Annotated in this window: 18 protein-coding genes; 11 read left to right on the forward strand and 7 right to left on the reverse strand. The window is 46.8% G+C overall.

Translation table 11 applies throughout. From position 1 onward, the window contains the following. The first annotated feature begins 14 nt into the window (after window positions 1-14). The 6 genes from trxA to AAC052_RS12405 all read left to right on the forward strand — a co-directional run bounded on the left by trxA (window position 15) and on the right by AAC052_RS12405 (window position 6,507). A complete protein-coding gene (gene trxA, locus AAC052_RS12380; RefSeq protein ID WP_339813651.1) occupies window positions 15-797 on the forward strand; it encodes a thioredoxin in 783 nt (260 codons plus the stop codon). 109 nt (window positions 798-906) lie between these two features. Continuing rightward, the gene (locus AAC052_RS12385; protein ID WP_317488888.1) at window positions 907-1,584 is read left to right on the forward strand and encodes a DUF4956 domain-containing protein; all 678 of its coding nucleotides are present in this window, start codon (window positions 907-909) and stop codon (window positions 1,582-1,584) included. Next, a complete protein-coding gene (locus AAC052_RS12390) occupies window positions 1,585-2,577 on the forward strand; it encodes a hypothetical protein (RefSeq protein WP_339813654.1) in 993 nt (330 codons plus the stop codon). It begins immediately after the preceding gene. Then, on the forward strand, window positions 2,574-3,809 hold the full coding sequence (locus tag AAC052_RS12395) for a hypothetical protein (RefSeq protein WP_339813656.1): 1,236 nt from the start codon (window positions 2,574-2,576) through the stop codon (window positions 3,807-3,809). Before AAC052_RS12390 ends, AAC052_RS12395 begins: the two co-directional genes overlap by 4 nt. 14 nt (window positions 3,810-3,823) lie before the next feature. Beyond that, a complete protein-coding gene (locus tag AAC052_RS12400; RefSeq protein WP_339813658.1) occupies window positions 3,824-5,491 on the forward strand; it encodes a CotH kinase family protein in 1,668 nt (555 codons plus the stop codon). 254 nt (window positions 5,492-5,745) lie between these two features. Beyond that, a complete protein-coding gene (locus AAC052_RS12405; protein ID WP_339813661.1) occupies window positions 5,746-6,507 on the forward strand; it encodes an SDR family oxidoreductase in 762 nt (253 codons plus the stop codon). Here AAC052_RS12405 and AAC052_RS12410 read toward each other — a convergent pair. After that, window positions 6,504-6,992, reverse strand: a complete 489-nt coding sequence (locus AAC052_RS12410; protein WP_339813663.1) for a DinB family protein — start codon at window positions 6,990-6,992, stop codon at window positions 6,504-6,506. The two genes, AAC052_RS12405 and AAC052_RS12410, sit on opposite strands and share 4 nt — an antisense overlap. A 3-nt stretch (window positions 6,993-6,995) precedes the next feature. Continuing rightward, the gene (locus tag AAC052_RS12415; protein ID WP_317488882.1) at window positions 6,996-7,409 is read right to left on the reverse strand and encodes a VOC family protein; all 414 of its coding nucleotides are present in this window, start codon (window positions 7,407-7,409) and stop codon (window positions 6,996-6,998) included. 68 nt (window positions 7,410-7,477) lie between these two features. Here AAC052_RS12415 and AAC052_RS12420 point away from each other — a divergent pair, with 68 nt between their 5' ends. Then, window positions 7,478-8,371, forward strand: a complete 894-nt coding sequence (locus AAC052_RS12420; protein ID WP_339813666.1) for a patatin-like phospholipase family protein — start codon at window positions 7,478-7,480, stop codon at window positions 8,369-8,371. Continuing rightward, complete coding sequence (locus AAC052_RS12425; RefSeq protein WP_339813667.1) at window positions 8,368-8,982, forward strand: class I SAM-dependent methyltransferase; 615 nt, start codon at window positions 8,368-8,370, stop codon at window positions 8,980-8,982. The genes AAC052_RS12420 and AAC052_RS12425 overlap by 4 nt, the downstream gene beginning before the upstream one ends. Here the strand turns inward: AAC052_RS12425 and AAC052_RS12430 are convergent, their stop codons facing one another. From AAC052_RS12430 to AAC052_RS12440, 3 genes are read right to left on the reverse strand one after another with little or no spacing between them, the layout of a single operon-like run. Further along, window positions 8,983-9,780 carry a TPM domain-containing protein gene (locus AAC052_RS12430; protein ID WP_339813669.1) on the reverse strand — a complete coding sequence of 266 codons (798 nt, stop codon included), beginning with the start codon at window positions 9,778-9,780 and terminating at the stop codon, window positions 8,983-8,985. Next, window positions 9,755-10,192 (reverse strand): TPM domain-containing protein, encoded by a 438-nt coding sequence (locus AAC052_RS12435; protein WP_152001479.1) that lies wholly within the window; start codon window positions 10,190-10,192, stop codon window positions 9,755-9,757. The genes AAC052_RS12430 and AAC052_RS12435 overlap by 26 nt, the downstream gene beginning before the upstream one ends. Window positions 10,193-10,195: 3 nt before the next feature. Further along, window positions 10,196-10,777: a LemA family protein gene (locus AAC052_RS12440; RefSeq protein WP_317488877.1), complete on the reverse strand. Its 582-nt coding sequence runs from the start codon at window positions 10,775-10,777 to the stop codon at window positions 10,196-10,198. 72 nt (window positions 10,778-10,849) lie between these two features. On the opposite strand from AAC052_RS12440, the gene AAC052_RS12445 reads away from it, so the two are divergent. Together AAC052_RS12445 and AAC052_RS12450 are read left to right on the forward strand one after the other, a co-directional pair. Further along, a complete protein-coding gene (locus AAC052_RS12445) occupies window positions 10,850-11,395 on the forward strand; it encodes a hypothetical protein (protein WP_339813672.1) in 546 nt (181 codons plus the stop codon). A gap of 205 nt (window positions 11,396-11,600) precedes the next feature. Further along, entirely contained in the window at window positions 11,601-13,505 is a 1,905-nt protein-coding gene (locus tag AAC052_RS12450; RefSeq protein WP_317488875.1) for a hypothetical protein, read from the forward strand. Here the strand turns inward: AAC052_RS12450 and AAC052_RS12455 are convergent, their stop codons facing one another. After that, on the reverse strand, window positions 13,506-13,691 hold the full coding sequence (locus AAC052_RS12455; protein ID WP_152001483.1) for a hypothetical protein: 186 nt from the start codon (window positions 13,689-13,691) through the stop codon (window positions 13,506-13,508). Between the two features lie 157 nt (window positions 13,692-13,848). Further along, window positions 13,849-15,555 (reverse strand): hypothetical protein, encoded by a 1,707-nt coding sequence (locus AAC052_RS12460; RefSeq protein WP_339813673.1) that lies wholly within the window; start codon window positions 15,553-15,555, stop codon window positions 13,849-13,851. A gap of 172 nt (window positions 15,556-15,727) precedes the next feature. Here AAC052_RS12460 and gdhA point away from each other — a divergent pair, with 172 nt between their 5' ends. After that, window positions 15,728-17,071, forward strand: coding sequence for an NADP-specific glutamate dehydrogenase (gene gdhA, locus AAC052_RS12465; RefSeq protein WP_339813675.1), 1,344 nt, complete (start codon window positions 15,728-15,730; stop codon window positions 17,069-17,071). Window positions 17,072-17,171 lie beyond the last annotated feature (100 nt).

Below are 17,171 nucleotides of genomic sequence, written 5' to 3' on the forward strand. Positions count from 1 at the left end.
GAAATAATTAAACCATGGATTTTGATAAAGAAGTAATAGCAAAAAGTAAAAACGTGCCCGTTGTTGTCGACTTTTGGGCACCCTGGTGTGGCCCCTGTCAGTTTTTAGGGCCGATCATAGAAGAACTGGCCGGTGAGGCCAACGGTGCCTGGGAATTGGTGAAGGTGAACTCGGACGAAAACCAGCACTTGTCTGCAGCGTATGGCATCAAGGGCATTCCGGCAGTCAAAATGTTCCATAAGGGCGAGGTCGTTGCCGAATTTACAGGCGCACTTCCCAAACATGAAATTCAAAAATGGCTGGATCAATATTTGCCAAGCGAGGAAAAGGAGCTTTTGAGCCAAATAGAGCAAAAACTGATCGCTGGCGATGAGAACGCCCTGGGCGAACTGGAGAGCTTTATCATTGACTATCCGGCGAGCGATGAAGGGAGACTATTGATGGCCAGGGCTATTGTTATGCCGGATGCTGTCACGGCGAGAGACCTGTTGTCAAAGGTGGTCAATCGAAATAAGCTCTTCGAGGACATCCAGCGAATAGAAGAAATGGCGGATTTTCTGGAAGCAGACATTTCTGTTGACAGTGCAGTTGGAAAAAAACTCGGAGCGGCGCAGGAGGCTTTTAAAAACAATGACCCCGAAAGCGGCATTAGCTTGCTCATAGAAGCAGTTACGATCGACAAAGCGTTTATGGAGGAGCTGCCCAGAAGGGCGGCCGTCGCTTTCTTTCAGCTCATCGGTGCACAAAATGAGCTGACAAAAAAGTACCGGCGTAGGTTCGATATGGCACTTTATTGACGAAAAGAGTGGAAATTAATAGCGAGCGGCCCTACCAGGTCGCTTTTTTTTTACGTTAAGGATACATTACTTAGATGTTACGCTAGAGTAAATACGAACATTAGAATGTATGCTTGAATTTTTTCCGGTGGAGCTTCAGTCGGGGTTCCCCACTTTCATCACAGCTATTTACACCCTGATGTGGGGCCTTGTTTTGGCTTCGCTTATCGCCGTCACGCATAAAAAGACCTACACGGGTTTCGTGTATCCTGACCAATTTTTTATTTCGATGATCCTAGCCACGCTGGTGTCCACCGCCGTAATGATGTCGATAGGAGACAGCCTGGCACGTGGCTTGGGCATTTTTGGGGCACTGGCCATTATCCGGTTCAGAACCAGAATAGAGGAGCCCAAAAACCTGCTTTTTCTTTTTTCCACACTGGCATTGGGCATAGCACTGGGTGTTTACGGGTTCAGCATCGCTATTTCCAGCACCTTCATGTTTTGTCTGGTGGCCTGGCTACTTCATTTTTTTGTAGAGAGAAAGAACCAGAAAGAGCGTTTTACGCTCGTAGTGACCATAGAAACAATGGAGCTGGCGACACAAATTGAGCAAATTATAAAGCCGTTGAGCGTGAAAATTCGGTTGGTTAGTCAGCAAAAAGGAAAGGAAGCTACCTGGCAGCTCGAGTGGCAGGTGGTTCGGGTAGCCGGAGAGGCGGCAACGTCTTTTTTGCAGCAAATGAGTGAGATCGAAGGGGTTCTTCAGGTGAAATGGTCAAAATCAGGAAATTTGGTAAGAGTGTAAATGAGCATCCCAAAACAAAACTATTACGCATTCTATATAACAATTGTGCTTCTGGCTGGGGCTCTCCTCTATTTCAGCCTCGACTATCCTGTGCGCAAAGCCAATTTATATGGCGTTGTGGAAAGCCCCAAGGTGAGACTCAACCATCCACGCAAAGCAGTTATCCTTGAGGTGAACGTTACCCCCGGCCAAAAAGTAGAAAAGGGCGCTGTACTGATGCGGCTTGAGTCGCAGGCCATCCTCGATGACCTTCAAGACCTGGCCTATAAAGAAGCTAAGCTTGAAGCTACAAGCGAAAAGGAGCTTTTTGAGTTTGAAATCGAAAAAAATGAGCTGGCTCTGGAGCTAGAGCAGGAGCGCACGAAAAAAGAGCAGGCTATCGCCGAGATCAGGATGGCAGAGAACCGGGACGCCTCCTGGCTAAAGAATTTCACTACTGCCGAAGCAAAAGACACCACAAGCGCAGCAGCCTGGAAGCTGGCGATTGTTGAGCAAAATTTTGAGGCAAGTGTTTCCGAGAATAAACTCAAACAGTCGTTGTTACTAAAAAAGAGACAGCTACAAGTAAAGGCCATTGAAGCCAGCAGGGAAGAGCTGCTACATGAGAAACAGAGACTGGAGGCAGAAAAGGCATCGCTTGTGTTGTTGGCTCCCGCCAGCGGCATCGTCGACAATGTCTATTTTATGCAGGGTCAAACCGCCGATGGCTTTTCTGATTTGCTGTCGCTATTGCCTGACGAAAACAAATTTGTGAGGGCCTACATTACAGACCAAACCAATATTGTTGGCGAGCTCTCCCGGGTGGTGGTGCAGTCGGCACTGGAAACAGATAAGAAAACGACAGCAACCTATGTCGGGTCAGGCGGTGTTGAAGTGCTGCCCACTATGATGCAACAGCTGCCAGTTCAGCAATCCGGCAAAGAGATCTTCTTCAAACTCGACAACACAAAAGGCTGGCTTCAGGGAGAAAAGGTAATGATTCTGGTACCATGAGAAGTAGCAAGCTTTTAGTGACAGGCCTTTTCTTTCTCCCCTTTTTCGTGGAGGCCATGCAGCAGCCCCTGCCGTTGTTTGATCAAATCACCATAGGAATTGAGAACCGACCCGAAATAAAGGCAGCCAAACAGCAGGTAGAATGGTTTCAGCAAAACAGGTACGGCGTTGCTTATTTTGACGAGATTGATTTCAGAGTGGGAGGCATCACCAACGACAAAACTGAGTACGCCTTCCGCCTTCGTCCGTCCAACCCTTTCTATTATGCGGCAGGAAAAAGTATGGGCAAACTTTTGGAGACGGAGGCCCAGTTGAAGTTGAAGGAGGCAATGCAAACAGCTCTTTTCGATAAGATTGAAACCTGGCTGAAAATCAGCTATGTCGCATTGCAATTCCAGGAAACCGAAGCGTCTGTTGCCTGGCGGCAGAAGTGGTTGGAGAATATGGCTCAATACATTTCCGAAGGCGAATTTGATGCCGAAGAATTGCTTGATGTGGAGCTTGAAAGGATTGATCTGGCAGTGAACCGCATGGAATTGTCCGAGGAATTGGAGAATGAGCTTGCTGATTTCCTGGATGATCCGAACCCAGCTAAAGTAGAAACACTTGCCCAGTCATTGTTTGAAAGCGTGTTCCCCGATGTGGCGTTGGAAAAGTTGTTGAGGACAGTGGACGAGTTAATGCAGGTGCCATCAGCGGTGCGGCTTGCCACGGAGAAGGAGCAGTTGAATGTGCAGCTCGCAGAGAGTAAGGTGCTGCTGGAAAAACGTGATTGGGACATCGGCTTTGTGCAGCCCGAGTGGGATGTGGGGGGCAAAGAAAGGTTTGGCTTGCGGGTAGGCATTGGCATCCCAATTTTCAACACCAATCGCATGCAAACGCAGAACAGGCAGCTGTCTCTGATCAATGATAAATGGGCGGAGGTAAAGGCAAGAACCGAGTGGGATGTTCAACTAAATGGGGCCTATGAGAAAACACTGAGGATAGCGGAACGGCTCAAAGCCCTGCAAGAATTGGATGCTCAATTAGACGCATATCGACAGAAATTGTCTGCCATAGACCCTGGCGATGCGAGAGAAAGCCTCTTAAAGTGGCTAAAAGCGAAGGAAAAGCTAAGGGGTAGAGTAATTAAGGATCAGTTTTTGTTGCTGTCGGCCTACCTGGATTACCTTAAGCTTAAAGGCCTGCTGGTTGAGCCAACAGCCTTGAGCTATTTTGAAGACATTTGGTAAGTAAACCTACTTTTATGAAAACTACATTGCTAAGAGCTCTGCTTGCAGGAGCCATTTTTTGCACGCTGTCCGCTCAGTCACAGTCTGTTGATTTTGAGTCGTCCAACCTCCCCATTATTATCATCGACACCGAAGGGCGTACCATTGTTAACGAACCCAAGGTGAAAGCAAGAATGGGCATAATCAACAATCCGGAAGGGATTACTAACAATATCTCCGGTCCTTTTACTGACTACGACGGCTTCATCGGTATTGAATTCAGGGGCTCCTCTTCTCAAGCCCTGTTTCCAAAGAAGTCCTTCGGCATTGAGACCTGGGACGATCAAGGCCAGGATCTTGATACGGCCATTTTGGGTTTTCCGGCCGAGGAAGACTGGGTTTTGCACGGGCCTTACTCCGACAAAACGCTAATGCGGAACAAACTAACCTTCGATCTTTTCTCATTCACTGAACGCTATAGCTCAAGAACAAAATATGTTGAAGTGGTGCTCAATGGGCAATACCACGGCATCTACCTATTTATGGAAAAGGTGAAGAGGGACAAAAACAGGGTGGATATAGCCAACCTAAAGCCAGAGGATAACGAGGGAGAAGAGCTGACCGGAGGCTACATTTTGAAGCTCGATAAGTTTGACGGCAGCGGTGGTGGGGGCTTTGCGTCAGAGTACCGACCAAACAATTATAAAAACAGTGATCAGGTGGCCTTCTTTCAATACGATGAGCCAGCAGATGACGAAATCACCAGCGCTCAAAAGGCATATATACAAAGCTTTATGAAGAGCTTCGAAAGTGCTCTGAAGTCGAGTTCCTTTAGGGATCCGGTGTCGGGCTACCGCAAATATATAGAGCTGTCGAGCTTTGTTGACTTCTTCCTGATCATTGAGCTCAGCAGAAATGTTGATGGCTACAGGCTCAGCACCTTTATGTACAAGGACAAAGATGACAAGGGTGGGCTCCTGACTCTTGGGCCAATATGGGACTTTAACCTTGCGTTTGGCAACGCCGACTACTGCCAGGGAGGAAACACCCAGGGCTGGGCCTATAAGTTCAACGACATTTGTCCGAACGACTTCTGGCTGGTTCCCTTTTGGTGGGACAAGCTGATGACCGACCCTGTTTTCAGACAACAGGTGAAATTGCGGTGGATGACGCTGCGGAGTGGTGCCTGGTCCGACGAAGCAATAAGCACGATGATTGATGAATATACCGACGTCTTATCTGAGGCCAAAAATAGGAATTTTCAAAGATGGCCGGTAATTGGCCAGTACACGTGGCCCAACAATTTTGTCGGAGCAACTTACATGGCGGAGGTGGACTACCTAAGGAACTGGATCACTCAGCGCACCACTTGGCTGGATCAGCAGATAGAAAATTTTGAAGGGCCAATGGATGTAACCGGACTAAGCAACAGAGAAGTTGATCTGGTGACGTTTCCTAATCCTTTTGTTGATTTAATATACTTCCAAAATGAAGCCCCGGCTGGGGTTGAGTCAATAAAAATATTTTCATTCTCCGGGCGGCAGGTGAGAACCATTAATAACCGGGGAAAATTAGGCAGCAACCTGACCTGGGATGGCAGAAATTCAAACGGAGAGGAATTGCCGCCAGCTGTTTATCTCTATCAGGCATTTTCAGGTGACGGAAAAGTGACGGTTGGAAAGATCATCAAATCAGCACGTTAGATGAATTGTGGATAACTTAGCAAAAATTGTGGATAATCACACACAAAAACCATAACTTCTTATATATAAGATAGTTAACTTATTTTAGTTATCGACATTCTTAAACCAGATTCACCAATTTTCCTGGTCTCCCGCTTCGCTGAGGCTGCCTTACTATTGGTAAATTGGAAAATCATTCTAAGAGAGGATTGCTTATTGACTTTTAGTTTCAGCGCTAATCACTTATTTTTCGGCATATCGAATGATCCTTCACTATGTACATTAATTTATCTGGCCTGAATGTGCTCGTAACAGGAGCCAGCAGGGGCATAGGCAAAGCCATTGCGGCTAAGCTGGCAGAAGCCGGAGCCACCGTGGCAGTGCATTACCACAAGAGTGGCAGAGAGGCTGAAAACCTGGCCCATGTGCTGGGTAATGAGAGCAAAGCTTTTCAGGCAGATTTGGCTCAACCAGATCAGGTAGTGCAGCTGTTCGATAAGGTGGTGAGTGAATTTGGGTCTCTCGAACTTTTGGTCAACAATGCGGGTCTGGCCATAGCTTCCGACATGGGTTCAGCCGATAAGCAGTGGCTTGAAGAATTCAACAAAACCATGATGGTTAATCTTAACGCAACTGCCATTCTTTGCAAAAAGGCCATCGATCATTGGCTCAAAAGAAAGGCCACAGGAAGGATCATCAATATCTCGTCACGAGCGGCCTTTAGAGGTGACACTGCAGAGTACCTGGCCTATGCAGCGTCGAAAGGTGGCGTGGTATCGCTTACCCGTTCGATAGCGAGGGCTTACGGTAAGCAGGGTATCAAAGCGTTCAATATTGCGCCAGGTTTTGTGCGAACCGATATGGCCAAAGAATTTGTGGAGCGTTATGGCGAGCAGGTGGTGCTTGGTGATTTGGCACTTGAACGACTCACTGAGCCGAAGGACATCGCACCCATGGTGACCTTCTTATGCAGCGGCCTGGCCGACCATGCGACTGGCAGCACCATTGATATCAACGCAGGCAGCTACGTGCACTAGCTGGAGGGCAGGTAGGCGCCCACAACCTTCGCTGTGGTCACCATTTGGCCAGCATGGTAAATGTCGTGATGCACGATGCCCTCAATCAGGTGTTTAAAGTCGTAGGACTTTCCCGGTACTTGCTTCGCAAATGTATCCGTTGAAGTTTTTTGAATAAGATCCAAGAGCTTTGTCTGGTTGTCGTCGAAGGCCTGGAGCAAAGCGGGCCACTCCGCTGCGTTCGTTACTCCCGATTGACTCCAGTCTTTCTCAGAATCGATAGGTACGTTATATCCCTCATTGCCTTTTAGTTGTTCTACCACATAGGTGCGCCAGGTAAGCATGTGTTGTGCCAGCTGGAAGACCGAATGTGAAGAATCATCGGGGCGCACGCCTGCCTTTTCCGGCATAATTTCCCGCAAAATTGTTCTAACCGGCTTGCCATACCAGGGCGAACCTGAATAAACATCCTTCAACTGACTTACTACGATTTCGACCCAGCTCATATGTTAATGGGCAAAAACCTGCGACATGTCCTGAAACGACTTGAACTCCAACGCATTGCCACTCGGATCGAGAAAAAACATAGTAGCCTGTTCGCCAACTTCGCCTTTGAACCTCACATGGGGCTCAATAATGAACTCGATGCCTTGCTTGGTCAGCCTGTCGGCCAGCTCATGCCATTCTTCCCACTTGAGTATGGCTCCAAAATGCCTGACAGGCACCTTGTCGCCATCCACCTCATTTGTTTTTGCCTGTGCTACTTCGTCCGGCTTCAAATGGGCGCTGATCTGATGCCCAAAAAAGTCGAAGTCGATCCACTTCTCAGCTGAGCGGCCTACTTTGCAGCCAATCACTTCAGTGAAGAACTTTCGGGTAGCCTCAATATCGCTAACGGGGAAGGCGAGGTGGAATGGGGTCATTTTGTTGGTGTTTAGATTTAGCTCGAAAATTTACATATTAAAGTGTCTGTTAAAAACTATTTTTACATATGAGTAAAAAAGTAGCGTTGGTGCTTTCGAGTGGTGGGGCCAGAGGAGTCGCACATATTGGCGTAATCGAGGGGCTCATTGACCACGGCTTCGAGATCAGTTCAATCGCTGGTTCGTCTATGGGATCAGTGGTTGGTGCGTTTCATGCTTGTGGCAAGTTGCCGGAATTCAAGGATTGGATTAGCCATCTTGATAGAATTGAGGTTTTTAAACTCATCGATTTTACTTTCAGTTCGCAAGGCTTTATCAGGGGGGAAAAGGTTTTCAAGAACCTGGAGAAAGTTATCCCGGATCGGCCAATAGAAGAAATGCAAATCCCGTTCATTGCCGTTTCAACTGACCTCAACACACAAAAGGAGAAGGTGTTCGACTCCGGGAGCATGTATCATGCTATCAGAGCATCAGTAGCAATACCCACCGTGCTCACGCCCCTTAAGTCGGGTGAAAGTCTGTATGTCGACGGCGGTGTGACCAATCCTGTGCCGGCTGATAAAGTGAAAAGAACCAAGGGAGACATCCTCGTTGTTTCCAATGTAAATGCATTCAAGCCGTACGTTAGTCCTTTAAAGAAACAAGAGAAAAGAGAGTCCAATCAATACACAAAGCGACTGGAGGAAATGATGAGCAAGATAAGCAAAGTGATTCCTGGCTCCAGCTCCGCAAAGAAGAAATTGGGGTTCTTTGATTTGCTCAACGACTCCCTTGACCTTCTGCAGGATCGGCTTACTTCAGAGCTATTGAAGCAATACAAGCCGGGGTTAAGTGTTGAGGTGTCAAGGCGGGCTTGTTCTACATTTGAATTCTACAGAGCCAAAGAAATAATTGAGGCCGGAAGGCAGGCATTTGAAGAGGCCTTGAAGGCATCCAACCTTTTGTCGGAATCGGAGCAATGAACTTCAGAGAACTCAATGCCCAACTGGGCAACATCGACATCTACCTGTTGGATCAAATACTCAAGGGCCGCTTTGAAGGAAAAAGCAAGGTGCTGGACGTAGGCTGTGGCGAGGGTCGAAACCTCATTTATTTCGCCAGAGAAGGCTTTGATGTGTATGGTTTCGATCAAAACCCTTCTGCATTGCAAATGCTTCGATACCTGCTCAAGGGGGTCAGACCGGATTTTGATGAAAGAAAGCTGATAGAGGGAGATGCGCAGAGTTTGCCTTTGCCAGCCGGTTACTTCGACATTGTAGTCAGCAGTGCTGTGCTACACTTTGCTGAAAGCGTGGATGCTTTTCACAAACAGGTGGCCGAGTTGTTTAGGGTATTAGCTCCCGATGGCATTCTTTTTATTCGCATGACCAGCGATATTGGCCTTCCGGATGCCATTGAGAATCTGGGAAGTGGTCGCTACCTGATTCCTGATGGATCGGCAAGGTTTTTACTCACCAGAAGTTTGATCGAGGAAATCGTTGAGAAGTTTTCCTGGCAGCTGATAGAACCCGTGAAAACCACTGTGGTGGACGATGTTAGATGCATGACAACCCTGGTATTCAGAAAAGACTAACTACCAGGAGCCGCTGGCGCCACCGCCACCGAAGCTTCCACCCCCGAAGCCACCAAAGTCGCTTCCGCCGCCAAAACTTCCTCTGCCACTGTTAAAATCATTGAAAGTATTGCCACGGCCCCGATTCATGCTCGACATGAGGAAGAGCATTGTCCAGAATCCAGGCTTGCGTGAAGAAAAATGCCCTCTTCTTCCCCGAAAAACCGAAATAATAGGAATGATGACAAAGAAGAAAACGATAATAAGAGACAAAATTCCCGGCGTTTTTTTTGCCGTTCGTGGGTCTGCCTTGAACTCGCCTGAGGCCATGCTCATGAGTATGCTGGTTGCCTGATCCAGCCCCAGGAAATACTTTTGCGCTCTGAAATTAGGTACTATGTACTTTTCAATGACTCTTTTAGCATAAGCATCGGGGATAGCACCTTCCAGCCCATAGCCTGTGCTAATGCTCACCTTTCGGTCACTAATCGCCACTAAAACCAGTACACCATTTTCCTTACCCTTTTTTCCGATGCCCCATTCCTGGGCCAATTCAGCTCCATACAGGTCAATATCGTCTTGCCCTATTGTTTCCAATATCACGACAGCGAATTCATTGGAGGTACTGTCCCGATATCCCCTGAGCTTATTTTCCAACATATTAGTTTCCTGTTGGCTAAGCAGGTTCGCAAAGTCATTCACGATCCTCGGCGGCGACATTGGCTTTGGAAAACTCTGGGCCGAAGCCGCTAAGCCGGCCATAAACAGTAAACCAGTGAAAAAATAGAGAAACTTAATTTTGGCCAAAGGAAATGTCATCAGGGAGTTCGTTTACGTCGTCTTTTTGGTAAGGGAAATGTTCTTTTAGCTGGGCTCCGGCCATACGGATGCCATCACTCAGGCCAAGGGTCAGTTGCCCTGACACGAAGCGATCCTTCATGTGGTCTTTAATGTCGCCCCAGTAGTGGTCAGGCACCACCTGGTTAATGCCGGCATCACCAATTATCGCAAATTGATGATCTTCCACAGCCAGGTAAAAAAGCACACCGTTTCGTTGCTTGGTTTTCTGCATGTTCAATGTGGAAAAAACTTCTGCAGCCCTGTCCAGCACATCTTTCTGACAATGTCTTTCGATGTGTACCCTGATTTCGCCGGAGGTTGCCAGCTCGGCCTCCTTGATCGCTTGCACGATATTGCGGCGTTCTTCTTCGCTAAAATATTCTTTCGCCATAGTTTAGAATTTTACTTCAGGTGCTTTTTCCGCACCCTCAGAAGCTTCAAAATAGCCTTTTTTCTCAAAACCCAATAAATTGCCGGGAAACCTCCGGATAGTGGTATTGTATGCCTGTACTACTTCATTAAATTTTTTTCTTTCAACAGCAATCCTGTTTTCGGTGCCTTCAAGCTGGGCCTGAAGCTCCAGAAAGTTTTGATTGGCTTTCAAATCAGGATAACGCTCGGCCACCACCATCAGCCTGCTAAGTGCCGAACCAAGTCCGTCCTGAGACTGCTGAAACTGCTGCATTCCTTCAGGAGACAAGTTATCGGCACGAATGGTTGTTGACGTTGCCTTGGCCCGGGCTTCAACTACCTGGGTGAGGGTCTCTTTTTCAAAGTCGGCGTAGCCTTTTACCGTGTTCACCAGGTTGGGGATAAGGTCGGCCCTTCTCTGGTAAACATTTTCCACCTGAGACCATTGGCCATCAATCCCCACTTCGAGAGTAACTATATTGTTATATAAGCGATAATAGCCACAGGCTGAAACCAAACCAACAAACACAACCAGCAATACAATAGCAATAAGTATTTTCTTCATTGTTTAATTGTTATAAGACGGAAAACTAATCAGAGAGATGTTTGTGTTCAAAGGAAGCACTATTCTTACCAAATGAAAAATGTATTGACCTTAGTAGGGGCTGTATTTTTTCTACTAGCATGTAACGTTGACAAAGGCAAAAAAGTTGATGTTGAGAAACTCGACTTTAAAACAACGGACCGTTCCGAACTCTTTTTCAAGAACATGCGGCAGTCAGCCTACACCACAACGGAACAGCAAGAAGCTGGGGTTTACCTCTATACCCACAAAACATGGGACGAAGATTCTTTGTCGCCCTTGGTGCCGACCATTGTGTTCAATTGGCGACAGGACAGGGCCTATCTGATGCTTAACTGGTCAGAGAAGTGGAGTGTCCTGGAACAAATCGATGTTACGGTCAGCAGCGACACACTTCCTGGCTATCAGCTTATTTATCGGGAGGGCGATATGCAGGACCAGTTGACCTTTTCAGCCACTCTTTATAATGCGATGATGGATGGGGGTCGATTTGCGCTTCGAAAAGACGAAGAGAAAGTGCCGCTTTTTACATCTGACGAAAAAAGAGAAGCATTTCGGGTGACGCTGTATGATTACCTCCGGCTTACCGGGTGGTTTTAAGCTTTCTGTTATAGTTGAAGGGACGGTGAATCACAGAATAGGCTGGTATTCCGCCAGTAATTTTATAACCATCTCACAGCCAAAGGTGTTTTATCCCAAATATATCCGGTAATTGAAACGTTTATGCTTTACTATACTGGTAAATTAGATAATTTTGTTTCTATCGACGAAATGGAATTTTTTTTGAGCTGTTTAAACCTTTTAAATGAATAACGAATCAACCAAGGCCCGGCTGAAATACGCATTTGATAATTTCATGTCCGCTGGCTCTACCAAGCTTATTTCGTACCTGGGCTTGGTGGCATTGCTCCTGGTTTTGATGTTCGCCACCATTCTTTATTTGGGCAATATTCATCCCGATGAGGTAACCAGACTCAGCTTCATTGACACCTTCTGGACAAGTCTGATGCACGTGCTGGATCCCGGTACTATTGGCGAGCACGATGGCCACTGGGATTTCCGGATTTTCATGTTCCTGGTCACGCTGCTTGGTATTGTCATCCTCAGTATCCTGATTGGTTTGATTTCCAATGGCATCATGGACAAGCTGGATCAGCTAAGAAAAGGTCGCTCGTTCGTAATGGAGCAGGATCATGTGCTCATCCTTGGCTGGTCTTCAAAAATATTTACCATCATTCCAGAGCTTATCATCGCCAACGAAAACCAGAAGAATCCTAAAATTGTAATCCTGGCTGACAAGGATAAGGTGTTGATGGAGGACGAGATAAAGGACAAAATTGGTAACACCAAGAACACTAAGATCATTTGCAGAACGGGTAACCCTATCGACCTCCATGACCTCGAGATTGGCAACCCTGTTAACTCAAAGTCGATCATTATCCTGGATAAAGAGAATGAGAATTCTGATAGCCAAATTATCAAAACGATCCTGGCCATCATTTCCAGCCCACACAGGAGGCAGGCCCCGTATCATATCACAGCCGAAATAGAAAACAAAAGGAACTTCGAAGTGGCAAAAATGGTGGGCAAGGACGAGGTGGAACTTATCCTTTCCGACGACTTTGTTTCCAAAATCATGGTGCAAACAAGTCGTCAGTCGGGGCTGTCGGTTGTTTATATTGAGCTGATGGATTTTGGTGGCGATGAAATCTATTTTGTGGAGGAGCCAAAGCTTGTCGGCAAGACTTTTCGGGAGGCTATTTTCAGCTATGAAGACTCTGCTATCATTGGTATACAGTTCGCCTCCGACAACCATGTGGAGGTAAATCCGCCAATGAGTACCGTCATTCAGCCTGGCGACTTGATGATTGGAGTAACCGAAGACGATGACACAATGATTGTGTCTAATCGCACAAATTTCAATTTGGAAGAAGGCTCGATAAGAACGACCGAAGTAGATGTTCCCCACGCCGAGACAATTCTATTGATTGGATGGAACAACAGAGCTAAAACGATCATTCAGGAACTGGATAATTATGTACAGCCTGGGTCTTCAATTAAGGTAATCTCGAAGTTTGACGATGCGGTAGCGCAGATAGAGAAGCTTAAAAAGACAGTGAGCAACCTCACTCTTGAGTTTGAAATGGTTGACACAACGGACAGGGCAGTTTTGGAGATGCAGAAATGCCAGACGTTCGACTATATCATGCTGCTGTGCTATCAGGAGTACTACCCCATTCAGGAGGCGGATGCCCAAACACTAATCACACTGCTGCACCTGCGTAATATTTCTTCCAGTTCTCCACGAAAAATGAACATTGTGTCGGAGATGCTCGACATGAGAAACAGGCAGCTGGCAGATATTACCAGTGCCGACGATTTTATTGTCAGTGATAAACTGTTAAGTTTATTGATGACTCAGGTAGCTGAGAACAAGTACCTGATGAGGGTTTTTGAGGATCTTTTTGATGCGGATGGTTCGGAGATTTACATAAAACCAGTTACCGACTATATCAATGTAGATAAGCCAGTGAACTTCTACACGATTCTGGAGTCGGCCGCCAGAAAGAATGAAGTTGCTATTGGCTACCGGAAAATTTCCGATGCCAGAAATGCCACCCAGGGCTATGGGGTAGTGGTTAACCCAAAGAAATCTGATCTGATTACCTTTTCCAGTAAGGACAAGATAATCGTGCTGTCAGAAGACTAGTTAAGCAAACGCCTCATTCTTCAGGGCAAGCCTGATTTCTTTTAGCGCCTGGCTCTTTAGCCTTGCTTTGACCCGCTGATCATTTAGTTGCAGTTCTGAGATGTACTCAAGCACATCTTTTTGCTGATCTGTCTTTAGGTTCTCCACCGAGTGAAGAATTTCCGATTGTAGATTACTCAGTTGCATGATTTGGTACAATTAGCTACTGTAAATAACGTAATACAGCGTAACTTGTTCATTACTATTCTATTACCCTATCATTACAGATGTAATATTTCTTCCATAATCGCTGAAAACGGAGGGAGCTTTCCGTAGCATTGGGGTTTTGCTTCTGAGTGTGTGGCTATTCTTGTTGTTGAAAGATTTTGTTGATAATGGCAGTGGTGATCAGGTAGGTTGGTTTTACACCAACAAGGCCCAGGCTGCCCGAAGCAAGTGTGTTGCCCGTTACCAAAGGGTTGTCAGATGCGTAGTAGGCGTACCTTAGCACCACGTCTTTGCTGATACTGTTGCGGATAATCGCATGTGATTGAATAGCCTTCTGATAGTGTGCCCCCTCCATTTCCAGCCCAATGGCATTCCACGAAGAGCTTTCGAAGTACTCCAGCACTTCTTTGTTTTGAAGAGAGGTGCCAAGCACGGTGATCATAGGCCCTTCGCAAACATATAATCCCTTTGCGTGGAAGTCGCTGGCCTTGAAATCATTGACGATCGGGTAATTGTCCGCCGTGCCTTCGAACACATGCGCCGTGGGAATCATGATGTCTCCTTTGCCGCCCTGCAATATGCCTGCCTTGCCCATGATATTGATAGACGCCACTCTAATTGAGATTTGATCGTTTTCCTCCAGTGGCTTCAAAAGCTCATCCATGATCTCATAGGCCTGCTCACCAAAGGCGTAATCGAAAACGATGAGCACTGGTTTCTTGCTCCAGGTCTTTGCTTGGTCAGCTTTAATTTCTGCGGGGAGAAGATCAAAGTTGATTTTGGCGGTGTCGATTACCTGAACAGAGATGTTGGTTCCGTTGCTGTCTTTGATGAGATGCAGGCCATTTTTGGCGGCAAATGCTTCCACTAGGTCATTGAGTTCTTTGTTTTTCGGGTCGCTCAGCATAAGCGCCACACCTTCCAGGCTTTGCTTCTTGCGCTCCGATTCTTTTAGGGCAGCAAAACAGTAAAGAGTGTTGAGGAAACTGTGAAGGTTGGCGCTGATGACATGGATGGGTCTGTCGAGCAGCTTTGCTTTTATCAGGTATTTGTTGATTTGCTGCGACCAGCGCTCACCGTACATGTGGTGCCCAATGCGCTGGCGGAGTGTGGGGGAAAAAGAAATTTCAATGGTTTTGTTTTCCTGTTTTTCACGAATGATCAAGGTGCCCAGCCAGTAGACAATGTGAAACAGACCATTGTTATTCGACTTGGACGACTGCAGGCGCATAACAGCCGCCTTGGTCTCCTCATAGGTTCTGCCCAGCAAAGTGGACAAGTAGGTGAAGGCAAGCTCCTTGCTTTTTCCCTTCAAATCCTGCTCACTGATGACCAGCTTTTCCAGTGCGAGCCATTCTTTCCTCAGGTTACCACCCCCGTCATAGGCGTGCTCTTTTATTTTCTCCGCTTCGTGGTACATGAAGGTGAGGTGAGTGAGAATGTCGTAAATCTCACTTCTGCCTCTGGTTACCTCAATGAACATTTGCTCGTCATCAATCCTGTAGCAGTTTCTCTTTCTCGCATGAGGAATGAGCACTTCAAAGCCAGATTTGTGGTAGCCTTCCTCTGAGATCAGCCGGATAAAACGACACTCTTCTATCCCCTTTGGAAGTCGTTCGATCACATATACCAGCCCGTCCAGCTCAACCTTTGAGGGGTCGTTCATTGAGCCGTAAATTTCAGGCCGGAGGGTGAGCAGTGAGTCGGTGAGTTGCTGGCCAGATGCCCCCGAAGGCTTGTAGATGCCACTGTTGAACAGGTGGCGCATTTCGATATAAACTCTTTCAATGGCAGCCCTTGACTCCTGGGCTTTGGTTAGTTCAATGGGGTGGTGAAGCGACATTTTTTACGTTTCACACAAAAATAACCATTTACTTTCAAATGACCACTGTGCCAGGCACCGACAAACTGAATAGGGGCCCTCTGAAGGCGGTTTTTTCCGCCGAGTTTACGTTTGTCGCTGAAAACTTTTATATTAATTTTTTGAGATCAATCAACACCTAAAAAAAAGAGATATGAACCACACTGCTTTAGTATCCGCATTTATGGAAAGAACTGCAGCAAAAAACCCCGGAGAGAAGGAATTCCTGCAAGCTGTATTGGAATTTGCGGAGGTGATAGTTCCTTTTGTGGAGGAGCATCCTGTGTACAAAAAGGCAAAAATTTTGGAAAGGATGGTAGAGCCGGAGCGAGTGGTGATTTTCAGGGTGCCCTGGTTGGACGACAAAGGAGAGATTCAAGTGAACCGAGGGTTCAGGATACAAATGAATTCCGCTATTGGGCCATACAAAGGTGGTTTGAGGTTTCATCCCTCTGTCAACCTGAGCATACTTAAATTTCTGGCATTTGAGCAGGTATTTAAGAATAGTCTTACTACCCTTCCGCTGGGTGGAGGTAAGGGTGGCTCCGACTTCGACCCCAAGGGAAAAAGCGACAATGAGGTGATGAAGTTTTGTCAAAGCTTTATGACGGAGCTTTGCAGGCATATAGGGCAGTTTACCGATGTGCCTGCCGGAGACATCGGTGTGGGTGCCAGGGAAATTGGGTTCCTTTTTGGGCAGTATAAGAAAGTGACCAACGAGTTTACGGGCGTGCTTACCGGCAAATCGTTGAACTATGGAGGCAGCCTGATCAGGCCCGAGGCAACAGGCTATGGCTGCGTTTATTTCAGTGACGAGGCGCTGCGGCACCATGGTCATGAGATAGCAGGCAAAACGGCCGTGGTTTCTGGCTCAGGAAATGTAGCTCAGTTCACCACCGAGAAGCTTATTGAACTGGGTGCAAAAGTTGTGACGGTGTCAGACTCATCAGGCTTTGTTTATGATAAAGCTGGCATTGACGCAGAGAAACTTGATTTTATTAAGGACCTGAAAAATGTAAGAAGGGGCAGGATAAAAGAATATGCTGACAAGTTCAAGGCGGAGTTTCATGAGAGCAAGACACCTTGGGGAATAAAGTGCGATATAGCATACCCTTGTGCCACACAAAATGAGCTTGACGAAGATGATTCCAAAACATTGGTGAAGAACGGAGTGATTGGCGTTTTTGAAGGGGCCAATATGCCTACTACCCCCGAAGCCATGCACTTCCTCAGGCAAAAAGGCGTGTTGTTTTCGCCAGGTAAGGCATCCAATGCAGGTGGTGTGGGCACTTCCGGACTGGAGATGGCACAAAACTCCCAAAGGCTTTCGTGGACACGGGATGAAGTGGACTATAGGCTTAAAATTATTATGAAAAGTATTCATGAAAACTGTGTTAACCATGGTGCTGGCAGCAAGATTGTTGACTACGTAAAGGGTGCCAATATCGCAGGGTTCAGAAAGGTAGCGGACGCCATGCTGCAGCAGGGCGTTGTGTAGTGCGGGTAAGAACTAGCAAAAAATTTAAATAGATTGTGAGCCAGGTCACTACTGTCCGAACAAAAATGCTCATGGCGTCCTAATTTTTTAGTTTTGGGAT

Source organism: uncultured Imperialibacter sp., assembly GCF_963974565.1.
GTDB classification, from domain to species: domain Bacteria; phylum Bacteroidota; class Bacteroidia; order Cytophagales; family Cyclobacteriaceae; genus Imperialibacter; species Imperialibacter roseus.

Bases quoted from the DNA above. Each gene is read 5' to 3' on its own strand.
- AAC052_RS12445 (WP_339813672.1), top strand. From the start codon at position 10,850: ATGAAAAATGTATTGACCTTAGTAGGGGCTGTATTTTTTCTACTAGCA.
- AAC052_RS12395 (WP_339813656.1), top strand. From the start codon at position 2,574: ATGAGAAGTAGCAAGCTTTTAGTGACAGGCCTTTTCTTTCTCCCCTTT.
- AAC052_RS12390 (WP_339813654.1), top strand. From the start codon at position 1,585: ATGAGCATCCCAAAACAAAACTATTACGCATTCTATATAACAATTGTG.
- AAC052_RS12405 (WP_339813661.1), top strand. From the start codon at position 5,746: ATGTACATTAATTTATCTGGCCTGAATGTGCTCGTAACAGGAGCCAGC.
- AAC052_RS12420 (WP_339813666.1), top strand. From the start codon at position 7,478: ATGAGTAAAAAAGTAGCGTTGGTGCTTTCGAGTGGTGGGGCCAGAGGA.
- AAC052_RS12455 (WP_152001483.1), bottom strand. From the start codon at position 13,691: ATGCAACTGAGTAATCTACAATCGGAAATTCTTCACTCGGTGGAGAAC.
- AAC052_RS12450 (WP_317488875.1), top strand. From the start codon at position 11,601: ATGAATAACGAATCAACCAAGGCCCGGCTGAAATACGCATTTGATAAT.
- gdhA (WP_339813675.1), top strand. From the start codon at position 15,728: ATGAACCACACTGCTTTAGTATCCGCATTTATGGAAAGAACTGCAGCA.
- AAC052_RS12430 (WP_339813669.1), bottom strand. From the start codon at position 9,780: ATGACATTTCCTTTGGCCAAAATTAAGTTTCTCTATTTTTTCACTGGT.
- AAC052_RS12425 (WP_339813667.1), top strand. From the start codon at position 8,368: ATGAACTTCAGAGAACTCAATGCCCAACTGGGCAACATCGACATCTAC.
- AAC052_RS12435 (WP_152001479.1), bottom strand. From the start codon at position 10,192: ATGGCGAAAGAATATTTTAGCGAAGAAGAACGCCGCAATATCGTGCAA.
- AAC052_RS12440 (WP_317488877.1), bottom strand. From the start codon at position 10,777: ATGAAGAAAATACTTATTGCTATTGTATTGCTGGTTGTGTTTGTTGGT.
- AAC052_RS12400 (WP_339813658.1), top strand. From the start codon at position 3,824: ATGAAAACTACATTGCTAAGAGCTCTGCTTGCAGGAGCCATTTTTTGC.
- AAC052_RS12415 (WP_317488882.1), bottom strand. From the start codon at position 7,409: ATGACCCCATTCCACCTCGCCTTCCCCGTTAGCGATATTGAGGCTACC.
- AAC052_RS12460 (WP_339813673.1), bottom strand. From the start codon at position 15,555: ATGTCGCTTCACCACCCCATTGAACTAACCAAAGCCCAGGAGTCAAGG.
- AAC052_RS12385 (WP_317488888.1), top strand. From the start codon at position 907: ATGCTTGAATTTTTTCCGGTGGAGCTTCAGTCGGGGTTCCCCACTTTC.
- trxA (WP_339813651.1), top strand. From the start codon at position 15: ATGGATTTTGATAAAGAAGTAATAGCAAAAAGTAAAAACGTGCCCGTT.
- AAC052_RS12410 (WP_339813663.1), bottom strand. From the start codon at position 6,992: ATGAGCTGGGTCGAAATCGTAGTAAGTCAGTTGAAGGATGTTTATTCA.